The following is a 22929-nucleotide window of genomic DNA, read 5'->3' on the forward strand; positions in this document are numbered from 1 at the left end:
CTCCCCGTCCACGCGGGCCCCGCCTGCGAGTGGAGTCTGCTCCGGTAAGGGCAGCCTCAACTCGGCAGACGGGGCCCGCGTGGCTTACCTTTGACCTCGACACAGTCGACGGGCACCCACAGGGTCCTATGAGTGCTCGTGCGTCGAGAAGTGCGACGAAAGGCCGCGAACCATGTCAGGCGTGACCATCACACTCGGGACGATCGGCGTCCTGCTCAGTCTGTTCTGCTGGGCATCCTTCATAGGCGGCGTCACGCGCATGGTGCGCAGCCTGTTCCTGGGACAGAAGGACGGATTCGACCGGCTGCGGCCGATCCTGCCCCGATTGAAGAACGTCATCGTCGAGGTGGGCGCCCACACCCGGATGGCCCGCAAACGTTCGGTGGGCTTCTTCCACTGGTTCGTCATGGTGGGCTTCCTGCTCGGCTCGATCGTCTGGTTCGAGGCCTACATCCAGACGTTCAACCCCCGCGGCGGCTGGCCCTGGCTATCCGACCAGGCCTGGTACCACGCCGTCGACGAGTTCCTGGGCCTGGGCACCGTCATCGGCATCACCGTGCTGATCATCATCCGTCAGATCAACCAGCGTCGCGGCCTCAACCGCTTCGTCGGCTCGGACCGCAAGGCCGCCTACTTCGTCGAGACCGTCGTGCTCCTCGAGGGCCTGGGCATGATCTTCGTCAAGGCCGGCAAGCTCTCGCTGCAGGCCGCCGACGGGTACGACTTCCACTGGTCCACGGACTGGGTCACCGGCCCGCTGTCGACGATCCTGCCGGCCAACGAGCTCATGGTCTCGGTCTTCGCGCTGATCAAGCTGCTCACCGGCATGATCTGGCTGTACGTCGTGGGCCGCAACATCACGTGGGGCGTCGCCTGGCACCGCTTCTCCGCGTTCTTCAACATCTACTTCAAGCGCGAGGCCGACGGCCGCACCGCGCTCGGCCCGCTCAAGCCGATGACCATGGACGGCGTCCCGCTGACCATGGAGAAGGTCGAGGAGCTCACCGAGGCCGACGAGGACTTCGAGCCCAAGCTCGGCGCGGGCGCCATCGAGGACTTCTCGTGGAAGGGCTGGCTGGACTTCTCCACCTGCACCGAGTGCGGCCGCTGCCAGGAGCAGTGCCCCGCCTGGAACACCGGCAAGCCGCTGAGCCCCAAGCTCATGATCATGTCCCTGCGCGACCACGGTGCCGCGAAGGCCCCGTACCTGCTCGCCGGTGGGCAGACCACGATGGGCGAGGAGACCGGACTGGTCGACGCCGAGGGCAACCCCGACGAGGCCAAGCTCGCCAAGATCCCGGAGGCGGCCCGCCTCGAGGCCCAGCGCCCCCTCGTCGGTCACACCACCGCGGACCTCTCCGACGACCCGATGGCCGCCGGCATCATCGACCCCGAGGCCCTGTGGTCCTGCACCACGTGTGGCGCCTGCGTCGAGCAGTGCCCGGTGGACATCGAGCACGTCGACCACTTCATCGACATGCGCCGCTACCAGGTCCTCATCGAGTCCGAGTTCCCGACCGAGCTCGCGGGCCTGTTCAAGAACCTCGAGAACAAGGGCAACCCCTGGGGCCAGAACAACTCCGGTCGCGACGAGTGGATGAACTCCCTCGACTTCGAGATCCCCGTGATCGGCAAGGACATCGAGGACTTCGCCGACACCGAGTACCTGTTCTGGGTGGGCTGTGCCGGCGCCTTCGAGGACCGCGCCAAGAAGACCACCCAGGCCGTGGCCTCGCTGCTGCACACCGCCGGCGTGAAGTTCGCGGTGCTGGGCCAGGGCGAGACCTGTACCGGCGACTCGGCCCGCCGCGCGGGCAACGAGTTTCTGTTCCAGATGCTCGCCCAGCAGAACATCGAGGTCATGAACGACGCGTTCGACGGCGTGCCCGCCGCGCAGCGAAAGGTCGTCGTGACGTGTGCCCACTGCCTCAACGCGCTGAAGAACGAGTACGGCGACTTCGGCGGCGACTACCAGGTGGTCCACCACACGCAGCTGCTCAACCGTCTGGTGCGCGAGAAGCGCCTCGTGCCGGTGGCCCCGATCGACGGTGGCGTCACTTACCACGACCCGTGTTACCTCGGCCGCCACAACCAGGTCTACGAGGCCCCGCGTGAGCTCATGGACGGCTCGGGCGTGACCCTCACGGAGATGCCCCGTCACGGGCAGCGGTCCATGTGCTGTGGCGCCGGTGGCGCGCGCATGTGGATGGAGGAGACGGTCGGCAAGCGGATCAACATCGACCGTGTCGACGAGGCCCTGTCGACCAAGGCCACGAAGATCGCCACGGGCTGCCCGTTCTGTCGCGTGATGCTCTCGGACGGGGCCACCGCCCAGACCGACGGCACCGAGCAGGAGGGCCAGGTCGAGGTCGTGGACGTCGCCCAGCTGCTCCTGGAGTCCGTCTCCCGTGACGGCGGCCTGCCCGAGCCTCGCGAGGCCGCGTGGCTGGAGCAGCCCACGCGTGAGAAGACGAAGGCGGAGAAGGAGGCCGAGCAGGCCGAGCGCGACGCCGCCGAGGCGGAGTCCGCCACGGCCGCCGCCCCCGCTGCCCCGGCCGAGGCCGCGCCGGACAACGCCGTCGTCGACGAGGGCGAGGGCGCGGAGGTCGCCGCCGCCGGCACCGGTGGCGCGGCCAGCGCGGCCGAGGCCGGCCCGTCGGCCGCCGATTCGACGGGCGCACCCAAGTCGGGTGGCCTCAAGCTCGGTGGCGGCGGCAGGGCCCCCGGCGGCCCCAAGGCCCCGGGTGCGCCGAAGGCCCCCGGCGCCGCCGGGACCGGCGAGTCCGCCACCGAGGCCCAGTCCGCGGTGAAGGACGCCGAGCGCACGGAGGAGACCCGCGAGGCCGCGCAGGGCTCCGCTCCGGCCACCACCGGCGCTCCCAAGCCGAGCGCCGGCGCGCCGAAGTCCGGCGGGCTCACCCTGGGTGGCGGGGCCAAGGCTCCGGGCGGGGCGAAGGCCCCGGGCACGGCCAAGGCTCCGGGCGGCGCGAAGGCCCCGGGCACGGCCAAGGCGGCGGCGTCCGAGCCGTCCGCGGGCGAGTCCGCCGCCGCGCAGACCGAGACCGCCGATGCCGGGTCCGCCACGGACACCGCACCGGCCGCGCCCGCGAAGCCGGCCGTCGGCCTGGGCCTCAAGGGTGGAGCTAAGGCGCCCGGCGCACCCAAGGCACCCGGTGCTCCGAAGGCACCCGGCGCTCCGGCGACCGAGGCCCCGGAGAAGGCCGAGCCCGCCGACTCCGCCGACTCCGCCGACTCCGCCGCCCAGGCCGAGACGGCCGAGGCTGGGTCGACCAAGGCAGAGTCAACTGCGACGGAGTCGACGTCGACCGACACCCCGGCGAAGCCCGCGTCGGGCGGGACGATCCCCCGCTCGAAGAAGTCCGGGGGTTACGGCCTCTCTCTGGGCTGACGCCCACCGGACGCCACCGCGGCCCGTGATCAGGTCTCCTGATCACGGGCCGCGGTCGTTTCATCTCCGTGTTGTCCAGCGTCAGCAGGGGTGGTGAGCCTCTTGAACCTGGTAGACGGGTGTCGGGATACCCTCCATCCGGGCCTTGAGCTGCAGCGCGAGGTACCTCGAGTAGTGGCGGGACTGATGCAGGTTGCCCCCGTGGATCCACAGTTGCTCGACGTTGGTCGGCTTCCACATGTTGCGCAGCTCGCCCTCCCACGGGCCGGGGTCGCGTGTCGTGTCCGACCCGTAGCCCCACACCTTCCCCACCCGGTCGGCGACCTCCTGGGACACCAGGTCCACGAGCCACTGGTTCATCGACCCGTACCCGGTGGCGTACACGATGATGTCCGCCGGCAGCACCCGGCTGCCGTCGAGCTCGACGCCGTCGGGCAGGATGCGTGACACCTGGCCGCTCTCGAGCGCGACCTCGCCGTCGATCAACAGCTGACTCGCACCGACATCGATGTAGTAACCCGACCCGCGCCTGAGGTACTTGAGGAACAGACCGGAACCGTCCTCCCCGAAGTCGAGGTCGAATCCCACCTCGCGCAACTGTCGGTAGAACTCCGCGTCCTTCTCCGCCATCTGCTCGTAGACCGGGATCTGCGCCCCCGGGAGCAGTCGGTAGGGCCATGAGGCGAAGAGCATGTCCGCCTTCTCCGTGGTGACGCCGGCGTCGAGAGCCTCTTCCGAGTAGAGGGGGCCCAAGGCGAGGGACATCAGGGATTCACTGCGGGAGATGTGCGTGGATGAGCGCTGCACCATCGTGACGTGCGCACCGTGATCCCACAGAGCCGCGCAGATGTCGTGAGCCGAGTTGTTCGACCCGATCACCACGGCCCGTTTGCCCGCGACGTCGCCCTCGCCCGTGAACTCGGACGAGTGCCACTGCCGGCCGGCGAAGTCCTCCGAGCCCTCGAACCGCGGGATGTTCGGGTACCCCGACACCCCGAGCGCGAACACGAGTTGGGTCGGGCGCAGCACGACCTTCTCGCCGCGGCGGTCGACCTCGACACGCCACGTCCCCGCGTCCTCGTCGAAGTCCGCCTTGAGACACTCCGTTCCGGACCAGTAGTCGAGGTCCATGATGGCGGTGTAGTGCTCGAGCCAGTCACCGACCTTGTCCTTCGCGGGGAACACCGGCCAGTCTTCGGGGAAAGGGATGTACGGCAGGTGGTCGTACCAGACCGGGTCGTGGAGATGGAGCGACTTGTAGCGCTTGCGCCATGAGTCACCCGCGCGTTCGTTCTTCTCGATGACGATGGTGGGTACCCCGAGGCGCTTGAGACGAGCGGCGAGCCCGATACCGCCCTGGCCTCCGCCGATGATGACGGCGTAGGGCTGCTCGGTGTACCCGAGGGTCTCCTGGCGCTCGATCTTCTGCTCGAGCCAGGTCTTCCGGCCCCGGGTGATGACGTGGTCGACACCCTGGTCGCGACTGTGGCGCTTCTTCTCCTCGTGGCCCTTGAGTTCCTGCAGGGTCGTCAGAAGAGTCCATGCCCGCCCGTCCCTCAGTCGGAGGTGGCCCCACCCGCGGCCCGTGGCCGTCTCGAAACGCACCCACGCCTCCACCACCCCGTCGCTGTCGGTGGCGGGTTCGTCGAGGGCCCACCCGGACGGTTCGACGGCTGCGAGTTGGCGGCTCAGCATGTCGCGGATCTGGTCGCGGCCCTCGAGTGTTCTGAGGTTCCAGGTGAAGGCGACGAAGTCGCGCCAGTACCCGTCGGTGCCGAACAGGTCGGCCGCCCGGCCCGGGTCCCCCGATCGCAGGGCCTCGTCGAAGGCCGCCAACCACCGTTCGACCACTGTGTCCGGTTGAACGCGGTCGACGTCCGGACCCCCGGGGCCGCGGTCTGCCGGTGCCTGCTGAGTCTCGGTCATGTCCACTCCTCCACTTCCTGTAGCTTCTGGGATGACGTAGATCACACTTTCTTCCCAAGGGGGTGGCAATGTCGTTGCACGCGACGTTGCGGTTCTCCGACCCGGGGGCGTTCGCGGCGCAGTCGATCAGGGCGCACGAGTCCGCCCTGGCCGGTGGGCTCCCCCCCGATCTGGACTCACGGCTCCTACGCGCATGGAGGCGCAGCGGGGAGGCCGGCGTCTCCCCCGACCAGGAACTCCCGGCGAGCGTGCTGTCCGGCGACGAACTCGTGACCGCTCGGGCGGACACCCCGCTGCGTCACATCGCAGACGACGTCGTCTCCTCACTGGCGGACACCTCCGCGGCCGGGCGACACGTGGTCGTCATCTCCGATGTCCGTGGTCGCGTGCTCTGGCGCTCGGGCAGTGCGCAGGTGCTCCGTCGGGCGGATTCGATCGCGTTCGCCGAGGGGGCCGACTGGTCCGAGCGGGGTATCGGCGCCAACGGGATCTCGATGGCGCTGGACGCAGGGACGCTCACGCACGCCACTGCGGGGGAGCACTTCGTGCGCGCCCACCACGGGTGGACGTGTACGGCGAGTCCCATCAGGGACCCCCACGGACGGGTCCTCGGTGTCCTCGACGTCTCCCATCCCCTCCGGTTCTCGTGCGCCGAGACCGTCTCGCTGGTCCGGTGCGGTGTCCGGCTCGCCGAGACGCTGTTGACCGCCCGGGGCACCGCGACCCCCGCCGTCGCCCCCGGGCCGGATGCCCCCGGCCCGCACGACCCACATCCCGAACCCGACGGGACGCGCTCCCCCGTGACCTCGATCCGTCTTCTCGGGTGGAAGCCGGCGGTGGTCCGTGCCGACGGGACCTCCGTCGCCCTGACCCCGAGGCGGGCAGAACTCCTCGCGCTCCTGGCCTCGCGGGAGGCGTGGTCAGCGCGCGCCCTGTCCGAGGCCCTCTATGACGACGGGTCCGCCACGACCACGGTGAGGGGCGAGGTCCGGAGACTTCGCCAGGCCACCGGTCTGAGCATCGGATCGCAGCCCTACTGTCTGGCGGCGCACGAGCGGCAGTGTGTGGACTACTTGTCCGTCGAGCATCCTGATGACCTCCTGCCGGACTCGGAAATCCCGGCGATCGTCGACCTGCGGTACGGGATCTGACCCCGCACCCCTCCCGGCCGGTCCGTGACACCGGACACGCGGACCGAGGTGGCACAATCGCAAGGTATGACGCCTGAGACCACGGGACGAACGCTCCACCAGCTGCGCACTCTCGACCAGTCCTCCAAGCTCAAGGACGTCCTCTACGAGATCCGCGGGCCGGTACTGGCCAGGGCCAACCAGCTCGAGGCCGAAGGTCACCGCATCCTCAAGCTGAACATCGGCAACCCCGCGCCGTTCGGGTTCGAGGCGCCGGACGTGATCATGCGCGACATGATCGCCGCGCTCCCCCACGCGCAGGGCTACTCGGAGTCCAAGGGCATCCTGTCGGCCCGCCGGGCGATCTTCACGCGCTACGAGCTGGTCCCGGACTTCCCCCGACTCAGCGTGGACGACATCTACCTCGGTAACGGCGTGTCCGAGCTCATCACCATGACGATGCAGGCGCTGCTGGACGACGGCGACGAGGTCCTCATCCCCGCACCGGACTACCCGCTGTGGACCGCCATGACCTCACTCGCCGGGGGCAGGCCCGTCCACTACCTCGCCGACGAGCAGGACGACTGGAACCCGTCGCTCGAGGACATCGCCTCCAAGATCACCCCGCGAACCAAGGCCATCGTGGTGATCAACCCCAACAACCCGACCGGCGCGGTTTACTCGCGTGAGGTCCTGCAGGGGATCGTCGATCTCGCCCGCGAGCACAGTCTGCTCATCCTGGCGGACGAGATATACGACCGGATCGTCTACGACGAGGCCGAGCACACCTCCATCGCCACCCTCGCCCACGACCTGCTCGTGCTGACCTTCAACGGACTGTCCAAGACCTACCGTGTGGCGGGCTACCGGGCGGGCTGGCTGGCGATCACGGGCCCCAAGGCGCACGCGGCCGGCTTCCTCGAGGGGTTGGAGCTCCTCGCGTCCACCCGCCTGTGCCCCAACGTGCCCGCGCAGCACGCCATCCAGGTGGCGCTCGGTGGCTATCAGTCGATCAACGAGCTCATCGAGCCCGGCGGCCGGCTGCACGAGCAGCGGGGCATCGCGTGGGAGAAGCTCAACACGATCCCGGGCGTGAGCTGCGTCAAGCCCATGGGCGCGCTGTACGCCTTTCCCAAGCTGGACCCGAACGTCCACGAGATCCACGACGACCGGCTGTTCGCCCTCGACCTGCTCGAGCAGGAGCGGATCCTCGTCACCCAGGGCACGGGCTTCAACTGGCCGGACCCCGATCACTTCCGGGTGGTCACCCTGCCCGCCTCCCGCGATCTGGGCGTGGCGATCGAGCGGATCGGCAACTTCCTGGCCTCGTACCGGCAGTAGCCCGGGGGCCGCGTCGGCCGGTGTCAGGTCGGCCGGGGTCAGGTCGACGGGTGTCCGGAGCGCATCGACGGGACGACCCCCGGCCCGGCGGGGGCCGTCCCCGTGCGGCGGGTGGCGCCCTCCACCGGCACCCCGCGTCCGAGGGCGCGGTAGGTCCAGCCGGCGGCGCGCCAGCGGTCGGCGGGCATGCAGTTGCGACCGTCCAGCAGGACCCGGCCGCGCGCCACCCCGGTGACCGCGGCCGGGTCCAGCTCGACGAACTCGGGCCACTCGGTGGCCACCAGCACCACGTCGGCGCCCTCACAGGCGGCCAGCGCCGACCCGGCGTACGTCAGCGTGGGAAACAGGGCGCGGGCGTTGTCCAGGGCCTGTGGGTCGTACACGACGGTGCTCGCGCCCTTGAGCGAGAGCATGCCCGCCACGTTCAGCGCCGGCGAGTCCCGCACGTCAGCGGAGTTCGGCTTGAACGCCGCCCCCAGCACGGCGACGGTCTTGCCGATGACCGTCCCGCCGCACGCCTCGACGGCCAGGTCCACCATCCGCTCGCGTCGGCGCATGTTGATCGAGTCGACCTCCCGCAGGAACGTCATCGCCTCGTCTGCGCCCAGCTCACCGGCGCGGGCCATGAAGGCGCGAATGTCCTTGGGCAGGCACCCACCACCGAAGCCCAGGCCGGCATTGAGGAAGCGCCGCCCGATCCGCTTGTCCATGCCGATCGCATCGGCCAACACCGTCACATCGGCGCCGGCGGCCTCACACACCTCCGACACCGCGTTGATGAAGCTGATCTTGGTCGCCAGGAAGGCGTTCGCGCTGACCTTGACCAACTCTGCCGTAGCCAGGTCGGTGACGATCACCGGGCACGGATCTGCCTCCAGGATCGGCGCGTACGCCTCTTCAACCAGCTCCCGCGCGAGCCCCAGTGCCGACTCACCGCCGGCCAGGCCGATCACGATCCGATCCGGCGTCAGGGTGTCCGCCACGGCGAAGCCCTCGCGGAGGAACTCCGGGTTCCACAGCACCTCGACGCGCACCCCGTCCGGGGCGCGGGAGTCGGCGATCTGTTGCAGCCGCGCGGCCGTGCCCACCGGCACCGTCGACTTGCCCACCACCGCCGCATCCGCGGACAGCAGGGGCGTCAGTCGCGCCACGACGTCCTCCACGTGCGAGGTGTCGGCGGCGAACTCACCCTTGCGCTGCGGGGTCCCGACCCCGATGAAGTGCAGGTCCGCGAACGCGGCCGCCTCGGTGTAGTCGGTGGTGAACCGCAACCGCCCCGACTCCACGTGCCGCAGCAGGATCTCCGGCAGCCCCGGCTCGTAGAACGGCACCTCGCCCCGACGCAGCCGCTCGATCTTGGCCTCGTCGACGTCCACCCCCAGCACCTCGTGGCCCAGCTCGGCCATGCAGGCGGCGTGGGTGGCACCGAGGTACCCGGTCCCGAACACGGTCATACGCATGGCGCTGTTCTACCCCGTCGACGCGGCGCGGTGGGAACGGGCTGGTGAACGGAGGGCGAGCAGTGCGCGCCGGATGGCCGCCGCCGTCCGCCGGGTCACCGGAAGTTCAGGTACGCCTTGGAGGCGGTGGGGCCGCGCTGGCCCTGGTACTTCGAGCCCACGGAGGCACTGCCGTACGGGGTCTCGGCGGGACTGGAGAGCCGGAACAGGCACAGCTGGCCGATCTTCATCCCGGGCCACAGCGTGATGGGCAGGTTCGCGACGTTCGACAGCTCCAGGGTGATGTGGCCGTCGAACCCGGGGTCGATGAAGCCTGCGGTGGAGTGCGTGAGCAGCCCGAGTCGACCGAGCGACGACTTGCCCTCGAGCCGGCCGGCCAGGTCGTCGGGCAGGCGGAGTCGCTCGAGGGTGGCCCCCAGGACGAACTCGCCGGGGTGCAGGACGAACGGGTCCCCCTCGGCGGGCTCGACCAGTTCGGTGAGCTCGTCCTGCTGCTGCGCGGGGTCGATGTGGGTGTAGCGCGAGTTGTTGAAGACCCGGAACATCCGGTCGAGCCGGACGTCGATGCTCGACGGCTGGATCAGCGCGGGGTCGAGAGGGTCGATGCCCAGCCGCCCGTCGGCGAGCTCGGTACGGAGGTCACGGTCGGAGAGCAGCACGGTCCTGAGGGTACCGCGCGCCCCCGGCGAGCAACCGGAGCTGGGTCCCCAGCTCGGTGACGTCCGTGCAGGCCTCGGCGAACGGCAGCCGTTCGCGCCGCGCGCGGCCCTCGCGGTCCGTCAACTCGAGGTCGACGCCGGCGCGGTCGATGCCGATCAGGAGGGGGCGCTCGGCGGGCAGGCACCGGCAGACACGCAGGGCCAGCCGCGGCACCACCTGGCAGCGCGGATCGTTGAGGTGGTCGAGCCAGTGCCCCTCGAGGTCGGTGAAGGGGTCGGGCCCGGAGGTGGCGAGGTCGTCGAGGGCGATGTCGGTGACGCCGGAGTCGTCGGTGAGCAGGATCCGCTCCGTCCGGAGCCGGACGAGCGCCGACTCGGATCCGACCCCGAGCAGGGCCGAGTCGGGCAGGTCTCGCGCGATGCGGGTGGCGGCGTGGCGTTGGGCGCGCGTGTCGATCTGTTCGACCAGTCCGTCGACGACGACGAGGCGGCGACACCGGCCCCGGGCTGCCCCGCCGAGGATCTCGTCGAGCACCTCGAGACGGGCGTGCACTCCCCCGGGCGGGATCGCCGCGACGTCGGCCGTCGGGATGACGAGGCTGAGGTCGGCCGTTCCGGAAGTCCGGTGCGCGAGCGCGACCGCGGGAGTGGCGTTCACGCGGGAGCCGGCGGTGTTCTCGCGGGACCCGTCGGTGGTCCCGCGGGACCCGGCGGTGGGAGCGGGGAGACTCAGCTTGGCCCTCGCGCAGCGCCGCAGTGCCGAGCTCGCCCGTTCGGCCGGCTCGGGAACGGGTCCCACCAGTGATCGCATGCCTTCGCCCTCTCGTCATCGCGGTCCAGGCCTTTTCCGTTCCGGCGCCTCAGGGGTAGTGGCGCCGGAACGGAAAACACCGGAGCGGGGACGTGACTACCCGCAGCGACTAACTTAGGTAAGGCTTACCTGTAATGGCAAGGGCTTTCAGCGAATTCTTGTGAAGTGATTCACCGCGTCAGCGCGAAGAGTTGGGCGAGAACGTCGTCGGAATCGGCGCAGACCTGCGCGAACGGAAGTCTGACGAGGTCGCGGAACCCGCCACCGGTCGATCCGATGTGGAGGTCGACCCCGTACCGGTCGATCGCGACGATCCGCGGATCCGTGCCCGCGATCTGTCGCCCGGCACGCAACGCGAGACGGGAGGCGAGCCCGGTGTCGGCGGCGAGGCGGTGCAGCCACACCTGCTCGTCGACGCCGATCGGGTCGACCGCCGCGGCGGCGAGGGCCGCCCGGGGCACCACGTGGACGCCGTCCGCGGTGAGGTAGGTGATCTCCAGTGGCTGCAGCTCGCTCAGGCGGAGCGACCCGCCCTCGGAGTTCGGACCCGTCCCGCCGCCGTCGGCGGCGACCAACCTGCGCCGACGCGCCGGGGACGAGGCCGTCACGATCCCGGAGAGGCTGACAACTCCACGGGCGACCGCGCAGTCGTCGTCGTCGTCGCCCCCGGCAGCGCGCCCCCCACCGCCGGCCCCTCCGCGTCCCGCACCACACGACGCGGGGCGTCCGTCGAGGGCGAACGACGGGCGCGGCGCGGAGCCCCGGCACCGACCGGTACAGACCGTGTCGACGATCTCGACGGTGGCGGTGGCTCCGGCGGCCGCGACCCGGTCGACGTCACCGGCCTCACGCGACATACCTCCCACGTCGACCACCAGGACGACCACTCCGTCGTCCCGGACGCGCGCGGAACGCAGCGGCCGCCTAAGCATGCCGGCCTCGATGGTCCCGGCCGCACCGCGGGCGAGCACCGTCCGTACCCGCTCGGCGATCGGCCGCTCCATGACCTCGTGCACGTCCACCACGCACCTCCTGCAGGGCTTAGCCCGCGGACCGGCCACCCGGTCGCACAAATCGGACTGTCCTCCAGTTCAGCGCATGGCACGGCCCTTTCGTTCCCGAACCGCCCCTTGAAACCACGTGAGACCTGCCACATCCCGGCACTCCCCCGACCCGACGACCCCCCGAGAGCATTCGGCGGATATGCGCCGACCCCCGCTGACGTGGTGAAATGGGCCCATGGACGAGATCAGGGACGAGCCCTCGAAGTACTTCTGGCGCTGGACCCAGTGGTCGTGGGTGTGTGTCGGCGTCGCCGTACTCATCGTGCTGATGGGGATCACCGGCGGCGGATCGGTCACGCCGTGGATCATCGGCGCGATCGCGGTGGCGGTGATCGGTGGCGTGGCGTTCGGGTTCGTCCCCCGCGCATCGCTGAACCAGCCCAAGCGGCCGATGACCACGGGCGCGAAGCGCAAGTCCGCCCGGAAGTGACCCCACCGCGCCTGCGGCCACCGGGGCTCGTGCTAATCTGAAGCCGCCTCCAGCAGGCACTGCCGATGTAGTTCAATGGTAGAACTTCTGCTTCCCAAGCAGACAGCGCGGGTTCGATTCCCGTCATCGGCTCCGCAAGACGAGAGGCCTTCCCAGATCGGGAGGGCCTCTCGTCATTCAGGAGATCACTCGGTCTTGCCGTTGTCCCCGCCGCGGCGGCGCAGGAGTTGGAATCCGGGGATGCCGGCGACCGCCTCGAGGCACTGTTGCGCCACCTCGAGGATCTGATGGACCTCGGGGGCAACGGTGTCCAGTGAGGCCAGGACCGGCATGACGTCGTTCTCAAGGGTGTCCCCCAGCGCCGGCAGGTGGTCGATGAACTGGATGACCGCCTTGACCTCGTCGGGGTCGACCGATTCGAGGACGTCGTCGGCGATCGGCTCGAGCAGTCGGATCGTCTTGTCCGCCCACGCCAGGACCTCGGTCATCCGGGTCGCCACGACACGAGCGGTCTCCACGTCCAGGTCGGCGTCCACGAGCAGTGCCTCGACGACCGGCTTGACCTGCGCGAAGGTGGAGTCCGCGAAGTCGACGAGGGGGACGACCCGTTCGATGAGCCCGCCTGCGTCGAGGACCAGATCGTCGGCGGTGTCCACCGTCGTCCGGACGCGAGCCACCACGCCCTCGGCGGACTCGACGGTGCTCCCCACCCGTACGACCACACCCTCGGCGGAATCGATCGTGCCGTCCACGCGCCGCACCACCCCCTCCGCGGAGTCGATCGTGGCGTCCACGCGCCGCACCACCCCCTCCGCGGAGTCGACGGTCGAGCCCACCCGGCCCACGATCCCCTCGGCGGCAGAGACCGTGTCGGCGACCTCGTCGACGACCCTGTTGGCCCTGGCCACCGTGGTGCGGACACCGTCGACCGTGTCGACGGCGGTGGCCACGATCCCGTCGATCTGCCGCACGGTGCGGCTGACCTCGTCGAGCAGGTCCTGGATCCGCACGACCACGCCCTCCACGTCCGCGAGTAGCACGAGGACGCGGGCGGGCAGCATGAGCAACTCCCTGGCCATTCTCAGCTCCCACTCCACGACACGGAACGCCGTTCCCACCACGGAGGAGGCGGAGGGAACGCGGAGCTGGATGTCTGCCATGCGCTGATTGTGCCTGAACCACCCACACCGGGCAGCCGGTCCGCCCACCATGGAGACAGCGACGGTTCCGACCGGTCGGGCCGCGATCTCGAAGGAGCGAGCGATGGACGCACGATGGGTCGCCGATTTCTCCGAGCTGAGGCTGGCGGACGCACCCGAGTACGGCGGGAAATCCGCCAATCTCGGGGAGATGACGGGCGCGGGGTTCCCCGTGCCGCCGGGATTCTCGGTCGGACAGTCGGCCTACCTCGCCGCGATGGAGACGGCCGGCGTCCGGTCGCGCCTCTACGACGGCCGGGTCCCTGCCGACGGGACGAGCGAGGCGGAGCTGATGTCCCTCGCGGCGGAGTTCGGCGGCACCGTCGCCGGGGTGGAGATGCCGGCGCGACTGCGCGAGGACATCGTGGCGCACTACCGGTCGCTGGGGTCGGACGTCCCCGTGGCGGTGCGTAGTTCCGCGCCCGCGGAGGACGCCGGTGACACCTCCTTCGCGGGGATCCACGAGTCGTACACGGACGTCGTCGGCGAGGAGGCCGTGCTCGAGGCCGTGCGAGACTGCTGGTGCTCGTTGTGGACGCCGCGCGCCATGACCTACCGGGCGGTGTCGGGGTACGACGACGAACCGTCGATCGCGGTGGTGGTACAGAAGATGGTCCGTTCCGACACGTCGGGCGTGGCCTTCACCGCCGACCCCCGCACCTCCCAGGTCGACCGCGTGGTGATCGAGGCGGCGTTCGGACTCGGCGAGGTGGTGGTGGGCGGCAAGGTCGAACCCGACACGTACGTCGTGTCCAAGGCAGATCTGAACCTCCTCACCGTGCACGTGGGCCGGAAGGTCGCCCGGATCGTCGCGGGCCGCACGGTCGACGGGCTCGTCCCCGTTCCGTAGGCCGAGCAGTTGGACCAGGTGCTCGACGACGACCAGGTGCGCCGGGTCGCCCGCCTGGCCGTGATGTCCGAGCAGCACTACGGCGTGCCACAGGACACCGAGTTCGCCTTCGAGGACGGTGAGCTGTACATCGTGCAGACCCGCCCGATCACCACTCTGGACGCCGAGGCGGGGCGTGCGGGCGATCCCGTCGGCGCGGGGGGCGAGGTGGAACCGATCGTCTCCGGACTCGGCGCCGGGCCCGGCACGGCGATCGGGACAGCGCGCGTCCTCACCGAACTGGCGGACGGGGTGAACCTGGCCGCCGGCGAGATCCTGGTGGCCACGATGACCGACCCCGACTGGCTGCCGATCCTCCAGCGCGCCGCCGCGATCGTCACCGACGAGGGGGGCGTGACCTGTCACGCCGCCATCGTGGGGCGCGAACTGGGGCGTCCCGTGATCGTGGGCACGCGGTCGGCGACCGCCGACATCGCCGACGGGCAGACCATCACCGTCGACGGCACCGCCGGCGTCGTCTACCCGGGAGAGGTGCGCGCGGCCGAGGCGCCGCAGGCTCCCGCCGATGCCGGTGCGGCTCCCGAGGTGCGCACACGCGAGGTCACCGCCACCGCCGTCTACGTCAACCTCGCAACGCCCGACGCCGCGGCGCGGGTCGCGGCGATGGACGTCGACGGCGTCGGCCTGCTGCGGGCGGAGTTCCTCATCACCAGCGCTCTGCAGGGGTTGCACCCGCGCCGGCTCATCGCGGAAGGCAGGACGGAGGAGTACGTGGAGCGGATGGCCTCGGGGATCAGCACCATCGCCGCCGCCTTCGATCCGAGGCCCGTGGTGTACCGCGCCACCGACCTGCGGTCCAACGAGTTCCGGGGGCTGCTCGGAGGGGAGGTGGAGGCCGAGGAGCGCAATCCGATGATCGGCTACCGGGGCTGCTTCCGCTACACCCGGGAGCCTGACCTGTTCCGGTTGGAACTGGACGCGCTCAAGCGGGTGCGGCGGCGGCACCGGAACCTGCACCTGATGATCCCGTTCGTCCGGACCGGGTGGGAGCTGCGGGCCTGTCTGGACATCATCGACGCCCACCCGATCGGTCGCGACACGGGGCTCAAGCGCTGGATCATGGCCGAGGTGCCCTCGGTGGTGCACTGGATCCCCGAGTACGCCGCCATGGGCATCGACGGCGTATCGATCGGTTCCAACGATCTCACCCAGTTGACGTTGGGGGTCGACCGCGACTCGGAGGTGTGTACGGACCTGTTCGACTCGATGGACCCGGCGGTGCTCGCGTTCATCGACCAGATCATCGACCGCTGCCACGAGTCCGGCCTCACCGTGTCCCTGTGCGGACAGGCGGCGTCGACCGATCCCCGTATGGCCGAGCACCTCGTCCGGAAGGGGGTCACGTCGGTCTCCGTCACGCCGGACTACGCAGAGGTGACCCGGCGGACCGTCGCCCGGGCCGAGCGGACGATCCTGCTCGACGCCGCCCGGGCCGCCGCCCGTCCCGGGCGTGACTGACCGCGCGGCGCGCCCTCGCAGGTCCGCGCCGAAATCAGAGCCTTCCCTCACCTTGGACTGTTTGCTGACAACGCACTAGCATCAGTTTTGTTACCGGCGAGTAGGTTCCGGCGTACCAGTGGTTACGTGCACCGACTCTTCGGGCGCGACACAGTCATGACACCGCACTCCGAACGGAGAAGACCGTAATGGGTCACTACAAGAGCAACGTCCGCGACCTCGAGTTCAACATGTTCGAGGTCCTGCGTATGAACGAGGCACTCGACGCCGGCGAGTTCGGCGACATGGACACCGAGACCGCCAAGGGCATCCTCTCCGAGGTCGCGACCCTGACCGAGGGCCCGGTCGCGGAGTCCTTCGCCTCCGCCGACCGCAACCCGCCGGTGTTCGACCCCGAGACCCACTCGGTCTCCATCCCGGAGGACTTCAAGAAGTCCTTCAAGGCCTGGTACGACGCCGGCTACTGGTCGATGGGACTGCCGGAGGAGCTCGGCGGGATGCCGGCCCCCCGCGCGATGGTGTGGGCCACCGGCGAGATGATGCTCGGGGCCAACCCGGCGGCGTTCATGTACGGCGCCGGCCCCGCCTTCGCCGCCGTCCTCTACGAGAACGGCACCGAGGAGCAGAAGCAGTGGGCCGCCACCTGCGTCGAGCGCGGCTGGGGAGCGACCATGGTCCTCACCGAGCCCGACGCCGGCTCCGATGTCGGTTCCGGCCGCACGAAGGCGATCAAGCAGGACGACGGCTCCTGGCACATCGAGGGCGTCAAGCGCTTCATCACCTCGGCCGACTCCGACGACATGTTCGAGAACATCTTCCACCTGGTCCTGGCGCGCCCCGAGGGCGCCGGCCCCGGCACCAAGGGCCTGTCGCTGTTCTTCGTGCCGAAGTTCCACTTCGACTTCGAGAAGAACGAGATGGGCGAGCGCAACGGGGTGTTCGTCACCGGCGTCGAGCACAAGATGGGCCTCAAGGTCTCCACGACCTGCGAACTGACCTTCGGCGGTCACGGCGTGCCCGCCAAGGGCTGGATGGTCGGCGGCGACGAGCTCAACCAGGGCATCCGTCAGATGTTCGATGTCATCGAGCACGCGCGCATGATGGTCGGCACCAAGGCCATCTCCACCCTGTCGACCGGCTACCTCAACGCGCTCGAATTCGCCAAGGAGCGTGTCCAGGGCGGCGACATGACCGAGATGGCCGACAAGACCGCCCCGCGCGTCACCATCACCCACCACCCGGACGTGCGGCGTGCGCTGATCCGCCAGAAGGCGTTCGCCGAGGGTCTGCGCGCGGTGTACATGTACACGGCGGCCCACCAGGACGTCGAGACCGCCGCGCGCGTCTCCGGCGCCGACGGCGAGCTGGCCCATCGGGTCAACGACCTGCTGCTGCCGATCGTCAAGGGCGTCGGTTCCGAGCGCGCCTACGAGCTGCTCACCGAGTCGCTTCAGACGTTCGGCGGGTCGGGCTTCCTGCAGGACTACCCGATCGAGCAGTACATCCGCGACGCCAAGATCGACTCCCTTTACGAGGGCACCACCGCGATCCAGGCACAGGACTTCTTCTTCCGCAAGATCGCCCGTGACCGCGGCACCGCCGTGGGCCACGTGTCGGCGCAGATCAAGCAGTTCCTCGACAGCGACGCGTGCGGCGGCCGACTGGCGGCCGAGCGGGAGCTGCTCGCGACCGCTCTCGCGGACGTCGAGGCCATGATCGGCACGTGCTTCGATCACCTCATGGGTTCGCAGGACGACCCCAAGCGCCTGTACACGGTCGGGTTCGCCTCGGTGCGCGTCCTCATGGCGTTCGGTGACCTCATGATGGGCTGGCGTCTCCTGGTCGGCGCAGAGGTCGCCCTCGGCGCGCTGGACGGGGCGTCCGACGACGACAAGGACTTCTACAACGGCAAGATCGCCGCCGCCCGGTGGTTCGCCAAGAACGAGCTGCCCCTGATCAGCGCCACCCGCGCGATCGTCGCAGACCTCGACAACGAGCTGATGGAGCTGGACGAGTCCGCGTTCTGATCCCCACCTGACGGGCCCTTCCGGGTCCCCACCGTCGATCCGCCGCCCCTGCCCGGGCGGCGGATCGACTCGTTTCGCAGGATGCGGGCGGCCCACCCCACGAATCGGCTACCCGGATTCCGGATCCGCTATGCCGATGGGAATAGCGGATCCGGAATCCGGGTAGCGGATTCGGCGCTCTAGTTGCCGGGTACGCCGGGAATGCGGAACTCCGGCAGGCCCGGGATCCGGATCGGGTCACCGGGACCGGGGAGCGGGGGCGGCGGTGGTGGCGGCGACGAGGTGGGATCGTCGTCCTCCGGAGTCTCGGCCCGGCACACGATCCGGTCTCGCGGCGCGTAGCTCGACGAGACGGTGTCGGTGCTCACGGTGTCGCCGCCGCGCAGGACGACCCGGGTCACGCGGGCGGTGTACCCGTCCGCGCCCGGACTCGGGGTACACCCGGCCGTGCTGACGACCCGGGTCTGGGCCCGCCGGATGTCGGTCCGGGGGGCCGTCGAGACCCTCACCGTGTACTCGGGCGTCCCCCACAGCCGGACCGTCACCGAGTTGCCGCTACCCGAGGCATCGATCACCAGGCCGGTGTCCTGGGCGTTTCGGAATCCGACGTCGGCCGAGGCGGTGGCATCGCGGCCCGCCGGGAACGCGTCGCCGTCGACACCGCGGGAGCTGCGGACGAGGTCCTGTGCGCCGGATTCGAACGCCGCGTTGAACAGGGCGGTGGCGACGGCGTCGGCGGACACGTCTCCGGAGACCGTGCCGGCGACCTCCGCCATGGAGAAGCTACCGCCTGCCGGGATGAAGTGCCCGGCCAGCGAGGCGATCATCGACTGGGCCTGTCCGCTCGCGCCGACGGCCACGGTGAACTGGCCGACGGGCTCGCGGATGCCGGCCTGCTCGGCCTCCGCGGTGGTCAGCTCGGGGTCGCGGCCCACGTAGCCGACGGGGAGCACACGCGGGCCGTCGACGTCGGTGAGTTGCCCGGGCAGCCGACCGAGCAGCGGGCCCCATTCGACGGTGCGTCCCTGGACCGCGGGCACGATGGTGGCGCTCGACCCGCTGAACTCGAAACTCGCGTCCCTGCCCACCTGCTCGGTCTCCTCCAGGAGCGGGTCCAGGATCCCCTTGGCGGCGTCGGCGTCGAAGCGGGGCTCGAGCACGTCGCCCTCGCGGACGAAGCTGAGGTACTCCCCGATCCGGTCGCGGGGGAACAGCACCGGCACCGCGCCCGGGTCGTCCGGGTCGACCATCTCGATCTCCCGCTCGGGGGGCTCGGGCCGCTCGCGCCCGGGGCCCGGTGGCGGGGCGGGGAGCCTGGTGGTGACGGTGGTGGTCGCCGGCTCGGTGCCGTCGTCGCGCATCCGCGAGGCCAGCAGCGTCAGGTCCCGGGAGGCGGCGGGCTCGGCCACGTCCCGGATCAGCGCCCGCACCTGTTCGGCGTCGGTCTCGGTGGGCGTGTAGTCGACGGGCAGGTCCACTCCGTCGTCGTCGAGCCAGTGCTCGAGCACCGCGTCGCGGGAGTTCTCGATCTGTAGGCGCTGCCCGTCGAGCGGGATGGCCGAGCGGACCTGATCCCGGTCGAACCAGATGGCGCCCTCGCGGGGTTCGAAGTCCGCCTGGAGGGCGAGGCGCTCGAGGAAATCGGTCAGCCGTGCGTCCGGGATGACGCTGGCGATACCGACCTCGGTCGACCACACCACGCTGATCAGCCGCTTCAGCGGGTTCAGAGGCTGTTCACCGCCCCGGTCGAGCGTGCCCTGCCAGTCCACCGACAGGCCGACCGAGTCGGGGTCCAGCGTGGTCGACACGGCCCCGGCGCGCAGATCCACCTCGTCGTCGACCCGCGGTCCGAGCTCGGCGACCAGTCGCCGTTCGGCGTCGGCGGTCCGCATCCCGCCCACCTGGATGCCGGCGACCTCCGTCCCGCGCGGGACCCGGCCGATGCTGTGCACGAGATCGAAGCCGTACAGGACCGCGAGTGCCATGAACAGGCCCACACCGGTGTAGATCCACCGCGACCGCACCCGGTACCGATGTCGGTCGGACGCAGCCGGGTGCGGGCCCGCGCCCTCGATCGCGACGGGGCGTGCCGGGGTGTCGTCATCGTGGGACTCGACCACGCGTCATCCACCTCCTCCCGAGCGGGGGACGGCGGAACCCCGCGGGCCGCCGGCCGGGGACGTCCCCGCCCGAACCACTGTGAACACCACTATGACGGACCGATACCGATGAGTGCAGCCCCCGCGCCGGACGCGGGGGCTGCGCTCATCGGACTCACGGGACGAGCCCGCGGCGAGGTGGACGAGGTGCGGGGGTCAGCGCTCCACGATCGCGGTGACGCCCTGGCCGCCCGCGGCGCAGACGGAGATGAGCGCCCGGCCGGAGCCCTTCTGCTCGAGCAGCTTGGCCGCGGCGGCCAGGATGCGGCCGCCGGTGGCGGCGAACGGGTGACCGGCCGCCAGCGACGAGCCGTTGACGTTGAGCTTGGAGCGGTCGATCGACCCCAGGGCCTTGTCCAGGCCCAGGCGCTCGGTGCAGTACTCCTCGGACTCCCACGCGGCCAGGGTGGCCAGCACCTGCGAGGCGAACGCCTCGTGGATCTCGTAGTAGTCGAAGTCCTGCAGGGTCAGGCCGTTGCGGGCCAGCAGCCGCGGCACCGCGTAGGTGGGGGCCATGAGCAGCCCGTCGGGCGTGCGACCGTCGTGGCCGTGGACGAAGTCCACCGAGGCGGTCTCCGAGTCCACCAGGTAGGCGCGGACCGGCAGCTTGTTCTCCTTCGCCCACTCCTCGCTGGCCAGCAGCACGGTGGAGGCGCCGTCGGTCAGCGGGGTGGAGTTGCCGGCCGTCATGGTGGCCTCGGTGCCGTGGGCCTCGGCGTCGCGCTTGCCGAAGACCGGCTTGAGCTTGCCCAGCTTCTCTTCGGAGGAGTCGGGCCGCATGTTGTCGTCGCGGGCCACGCCGAGGTACGGCGTCACCAGGTCGTCCTGGAACCCGGAGTCGTAGGAGGCGGCGAGGTTGTGGTGGCTGGCGACGGCCAGCGCGTCCTGGTCTGCGCGCGTCACCCCCATCTCGCGGGCGGTGATGGCGGCGTGCTCACCCATCGACAGCCCGGTACGCGGCTCGGCGTTCTGCGGCTGCTCGGGCACGAGGCCCTGCGGGCGGATCTCACCGAGGAGCTTCAGGCGGTCGACGGTGGACTTGGCGGAGCTGACCTTGATGAGGGTCTTGCGCAGGTCGTCGTTCACCGAGAGCGGCGCATCCGAGGTGGTGTCGGTGCCTCCGGCGATGCCGGACTCGATACGCCCGAGGGCGATCGCGTCGGCCACCTGGATCGCGGCGGCCAGGCCGGTGCCGCAGGCCTGCTGGACGTCGTAGGCCGGGCTGGCCGAGTCGAGCACCGAGCCGATCACCGACTCGCGGGTGAGATTGAAGTCGCGGGAGTGCTTGAGCACGGCGCCGGCGACGACCGACCCGACGCGCTTGCCCTGGAGGTTGTAGCGGCTGGCCAGTCCGTCGATCGCGGCGGTGAGCATGTCCTGGTTGGAGGCGTCCGCGTACTTGCCGTTCGAGCGGGCGAAGGGAATTCGGTTGCCGCCGACGATGGCGACCTTGCGGGGGCTGGTGGTCACGTGTGTCACTCCCGTTGTGTTCTCGGTGTCCGGTGGCCCGAAACGCGGCCCTGCACGTATTGTTACTCAGCAGTAAGTTATTTGTCGACCCGTAGTACCGCACCTCTCCAGGAGATGATCGCCATGGCACAGGGCAACCTCGACCTCTACTCGCAGTTCGTGACCTCGGCCCCGGGGTCGTTCATCGCCGGCAAGGTCGGCCTCCCGCAGCCGGAGCAGCTGCGCCGGTACGAGGCCGGGCAGCCCGCCCTGCACGGTCCCGTCCTCATCGGCGGCGAGGGCCGCCTGGCCGAGCCCGTCCGGGAGATGCTGGCCGGCGACTACGAGCTGGCCGCCGCGGGCGCCGAGGGCAAGTTCGCCGGTCTCGTCTTCGACGCCACCTCGCTGCGTCGCCCGGAGGACCTCAAGGCCCTGTTCGAGTTCTTCAACCCGGTCGTCCGCAACGTCGCCGCCAGCGGCCGCATCGTCGTACTGGGCACCACCCCGGAGGAGACGGGCTCGGTCGAGGAGCGCATCGCCCAGCGCGCGCTCGAGGGCTTTACCCGCTCGCTCGGCAAGGAGATGAAGCGCGGCTCCACCGTCCAGCTCGTGTACGTGTCCCCCGACGCCGACGCGGGAGCCTCCGGACTCGAGTCCACCCTGCGGTTCATCCTGTCCGGCAAGTCGGCGTACGTCGACGCGCAGGTGTTCCGCGTGGGGGCCGGCTCGGCCACCGCCCCGGCATCGTGGGACCGCCCGCTCGAGGGCAAGCTCGCCGTCGTCACCGGCGCCGCCCGCGGTATCGGCGCCGAGATCGCGGCCGTACTCTCCCGCGACGGCGCGCACGTGATCTGTTGTGACATCCCGGCCGCCGGCGAGTCGCTGTCCGCCACCGCCAACAAGGTCGGCGGCACCTCGCTGCCGCTGGACGTCACCGCCGCCGACGCCGCCGAGGTCCTGGCCAAGCACGTGACAGAGCGTCACGACGGCCGCGTCGACGTGCTCGTCCACAACGCCGGCATCACCCGTGACAAGACGCTGGCCGGCATGGACAGCGCCCGCTGGGACTCCGTCATGGCCGTCAACCTCATCGCCCCCGAGCGCATCACCGCCGAGCTCGCCGAGAAGGGCGTGCTGGGCGAGGGCTCGCGCGTCGTGGGTGTGTCCTCGATGGCCGGCATCGCCGGTAACCGCGGCCAGACCAACTACGCGGCCTCGAAGGCCGGTGTCATCGGGTTCGTCAACGGCGCCTCGGCCGAGCTGGCCTCGAAGAACGTCACCGTCAACGCCGTGGCGCCGGGCTTCATCGAGACGCAGATGACGGCCGCCATCCCGTTCGCCACCCGCGAGGCCGGCCGTCGCATGAACTCCATGCAGCAGGGCGGTCTGCCGGTCGACGTGGCCGAGACGATCGCCTACTTCGCCAACCCCGCCTCGTCCACGGTCACCAACAACGTGATCCGCGTGTGCGGCCAGTCCCTGCTGGGTGCGTGATCT

General features: G+C 70.4%; 14 protein-coding genes, 1 tRNA gene and 1 pseudogene. 8 read left to right on the plus strand and 8 right to left on the minus strand.

Features of this window, described 5'->3' with window-relative positions; genetic code table 11:
• The first annotated feature begins 172 nt into the window (after positions 1–172).
• The gene (locus VZF99_RS13785; RefSeq protein ID WP_407335088.1) at positions 173–3409 is read left to right on the plus strand and encodes a heterodisulfide reductase-related iron-sulfur binding cluster; all 3237 of its coding nucleotides are present in this window, start codon (positions 173–175) and stop codon (positions 3407–3409) included.
• Between the two features lie 81 nt (positions 3410–3490).
• Here the strand turns inward: VZF99_RS13785 and VZF99_RS13790 are convergent, their stop codons facing one another.
• Positions 3491–5335, minus strand: a complete 1845-nt coding sequence (locus VZF99_RS13790; RefSeq protein ID WP_154829732.1) for an NAD(P)/FAD-dependent oxidoreductase — start codon at positions 5333–5335, stop codon at positions 3491–3493.
• Positions 5336–5403: 68 nt separating this feature from the next.
• Between VZF99_RS13790 and VZF99_RS13795 the strand changes: the two genes are divergently transcribed.
• Positions 5404–6486: a GAF domain-containing protein gene (locus tag VZF99_RS13795; protein WP_317469272.1), complete on the plus strand. Its 1083-nt coding sequence runs from the start codon at positions 5404–5406 to the stop codon at positions 6484–6486.
• Positions 6487–6552: 66 nt separating this feature from the next.
• The gene (locus tag VZF99_RS13800; protein WP_067719484.1) at positions 6553–7806 is read left to right on the plus strand and encodes a pyridoxal phosphate-dependent aminotransferase; all 1254 of its coding nucleotides are present in this window, start codon (positions 6553–6555) and stop codon (positions 7804–7806) included.
• Positions 7807–7844: 38 nt separating this feature from the next.
• On the opposite strand, the gene VZF99_RS13805 is transcribed toward VZF99_RS13800, so the two are convergent.
• From VZF99_RS13805 to VZF99_RS13820, 4 genes are all read right to left on the minus strand, one after another.
• Positions 7845–9266, minus strand: a complete 1422-nt coding sequence (locus tag VZF99_RS13805) for a UDP-glucose dehydrogenase family protein (protein ID WP_407335089.1) — start codon at positions 9264–9266, stop codon at positions 7845–7847.
• Positions 9267–9361: 95 nt separating this feature from the next.
• Positions 9362–9925, minus strand: coding sequence for a dCTP deaminase (dcd, locus tag VZF99_RS13810; protein WP_067719486.1), 564 nt, complete (start codon positions 9923–9925; stop codon positions 9362–9364).
• A complete protein-coding gene (locus VZF99_RS13815; RefSeq protein WP_407335090.1) occupies positions 9906–10736 on the minus strand; it encodes a hypothetical protein in 831 nt (276 codons plus the stop codon). Before VZF99_RS13815 ends, dcd begins: the two co-directional genes overlap by 20 nt.
• A gap of 170 nt (positions 10737–10906) precedes the next feature.
• Entirely contained in the window at positions 10907–11758 is an 852-nt protein-coding gene (locus VZF99_RS13820) for a hypothetical protein (RefSeq protein ID WP_407335091.1), read from the minus strand.
• Positions 11759–11975: 217 nt separating this feature from the next.
• Between VZF99_RS13820 and VZF99_RS13825 the strand changes: the two genes are divergently transcribed.
• On the plus strand, positions 11976–12230 hold the full coding sequence (locus tag VZF99_RS13825; RefSeq protein ID WP_069389498.1) for a hypothetical protein: 255 nt from the start codon (positions 11976–11978) through the stop codon (positions 12228–12230).
• A gap of 61 nt (positions 12231–12291) precedes the next feature.
• Positions 12292–12362: transfer RNA gene (locus tag VZF99_RS13830), tRNA-Gly, on the plus strand.
• Between the two features lie 53 nt (positions 12363–12415).
• Here VZF99_RS13830 and VZF99_RS13835 read toward each other — a convergent pair.
• Positions 12416–13390 (minus strand): methyl-accepting chemotaxis protein, encoded by a 975-nt coding sequence (locus tag VZF99_RS13835; protein WP_407335092.1) that lies wholly within the window; start codon positions 13388–13390, stop codon positions 12416–12418.
• Between the two features lie 103 nt (positions 13391–13493).
• Between VZF99_RS13835 and ppsA the strand changes: the two are divergent.
• Together ppsA and VZF99_RS13845 are read left to right on the plus strand one after the other, a co-directional pair.
• Positions 13494–15797, plus strand: a pseudogene (gene ppsA, locus VZF99_RS13840) (phosphoenolpyruvate synthase).
• Between the two features lie 188 nt (positions 15798–15985).
• Positions 15986–17824: an acyl-CoA dehydrogenase gene (locus tag VZF99_RS13845; protein WP_120286447.1), complete on the plus strand. Its 1839-nt coding sequence runs from the start codon at positions 15986–15988 to the stop codon at positions 17822–17824.
• A gap of 179 nt (positions 17825–18003) precedes the next feature.
• Here the strand turns inward: VZF99_RS13845 and VZF99_RS13850 are convergent, their stop codons facing one another.
• Positions 18004–19944 (minus strand): VanW family protein, encoded by a 1941-nt coding sequence (locus tag VZF99_RS13850; protein WP_407335093.1) that lies wholly within the window; start codon positions 19942–19944, stop codon positions 18004–18006.
• Between the two features lie 195 nt (positions 19945–20139).
• Complete coding sequence (locus VZF99_RS13855) at positions 20140–21453, minus strand: acetyl-CoA C-acetyltransferase (RefSeq protein WP_120286449.1); 1314 nt, start codon at positions 21451–21453, stop codon at positions 20140–20142.
• A 123-nt stretch (positions 21454–21576) separates the two neighbouring features.
• On the opposite strand from VZF99_RS13855, the gene VZF99_RS13860 reads away from it, so the two are divergent.
• Positions 21577–22926 carry a 3-oxoacyl-ACP reductase gene (locus VZF99_RS13860; protein ID WP_069389503.1) on the plus strand — a complete coding sequence of 450 codons (1350 nt, stop codon included), beginning with the start codon at positions 21577–21579 and terminating at the stop codon, positions 22924–22926.
• Positions 22927–22929: the final 3 nt, after the last annotated feature.

This window comes from Dietzia kunjamensis (genome assembly GCF_045689975.1).
Taxonomy (GTDB): domain Bacteria; phylum Actinomycetota; class Actinomycetes; order Mycobacteriales; family Mycobacteriaceae; genus Dietzia; species Dietzia kunjamensis.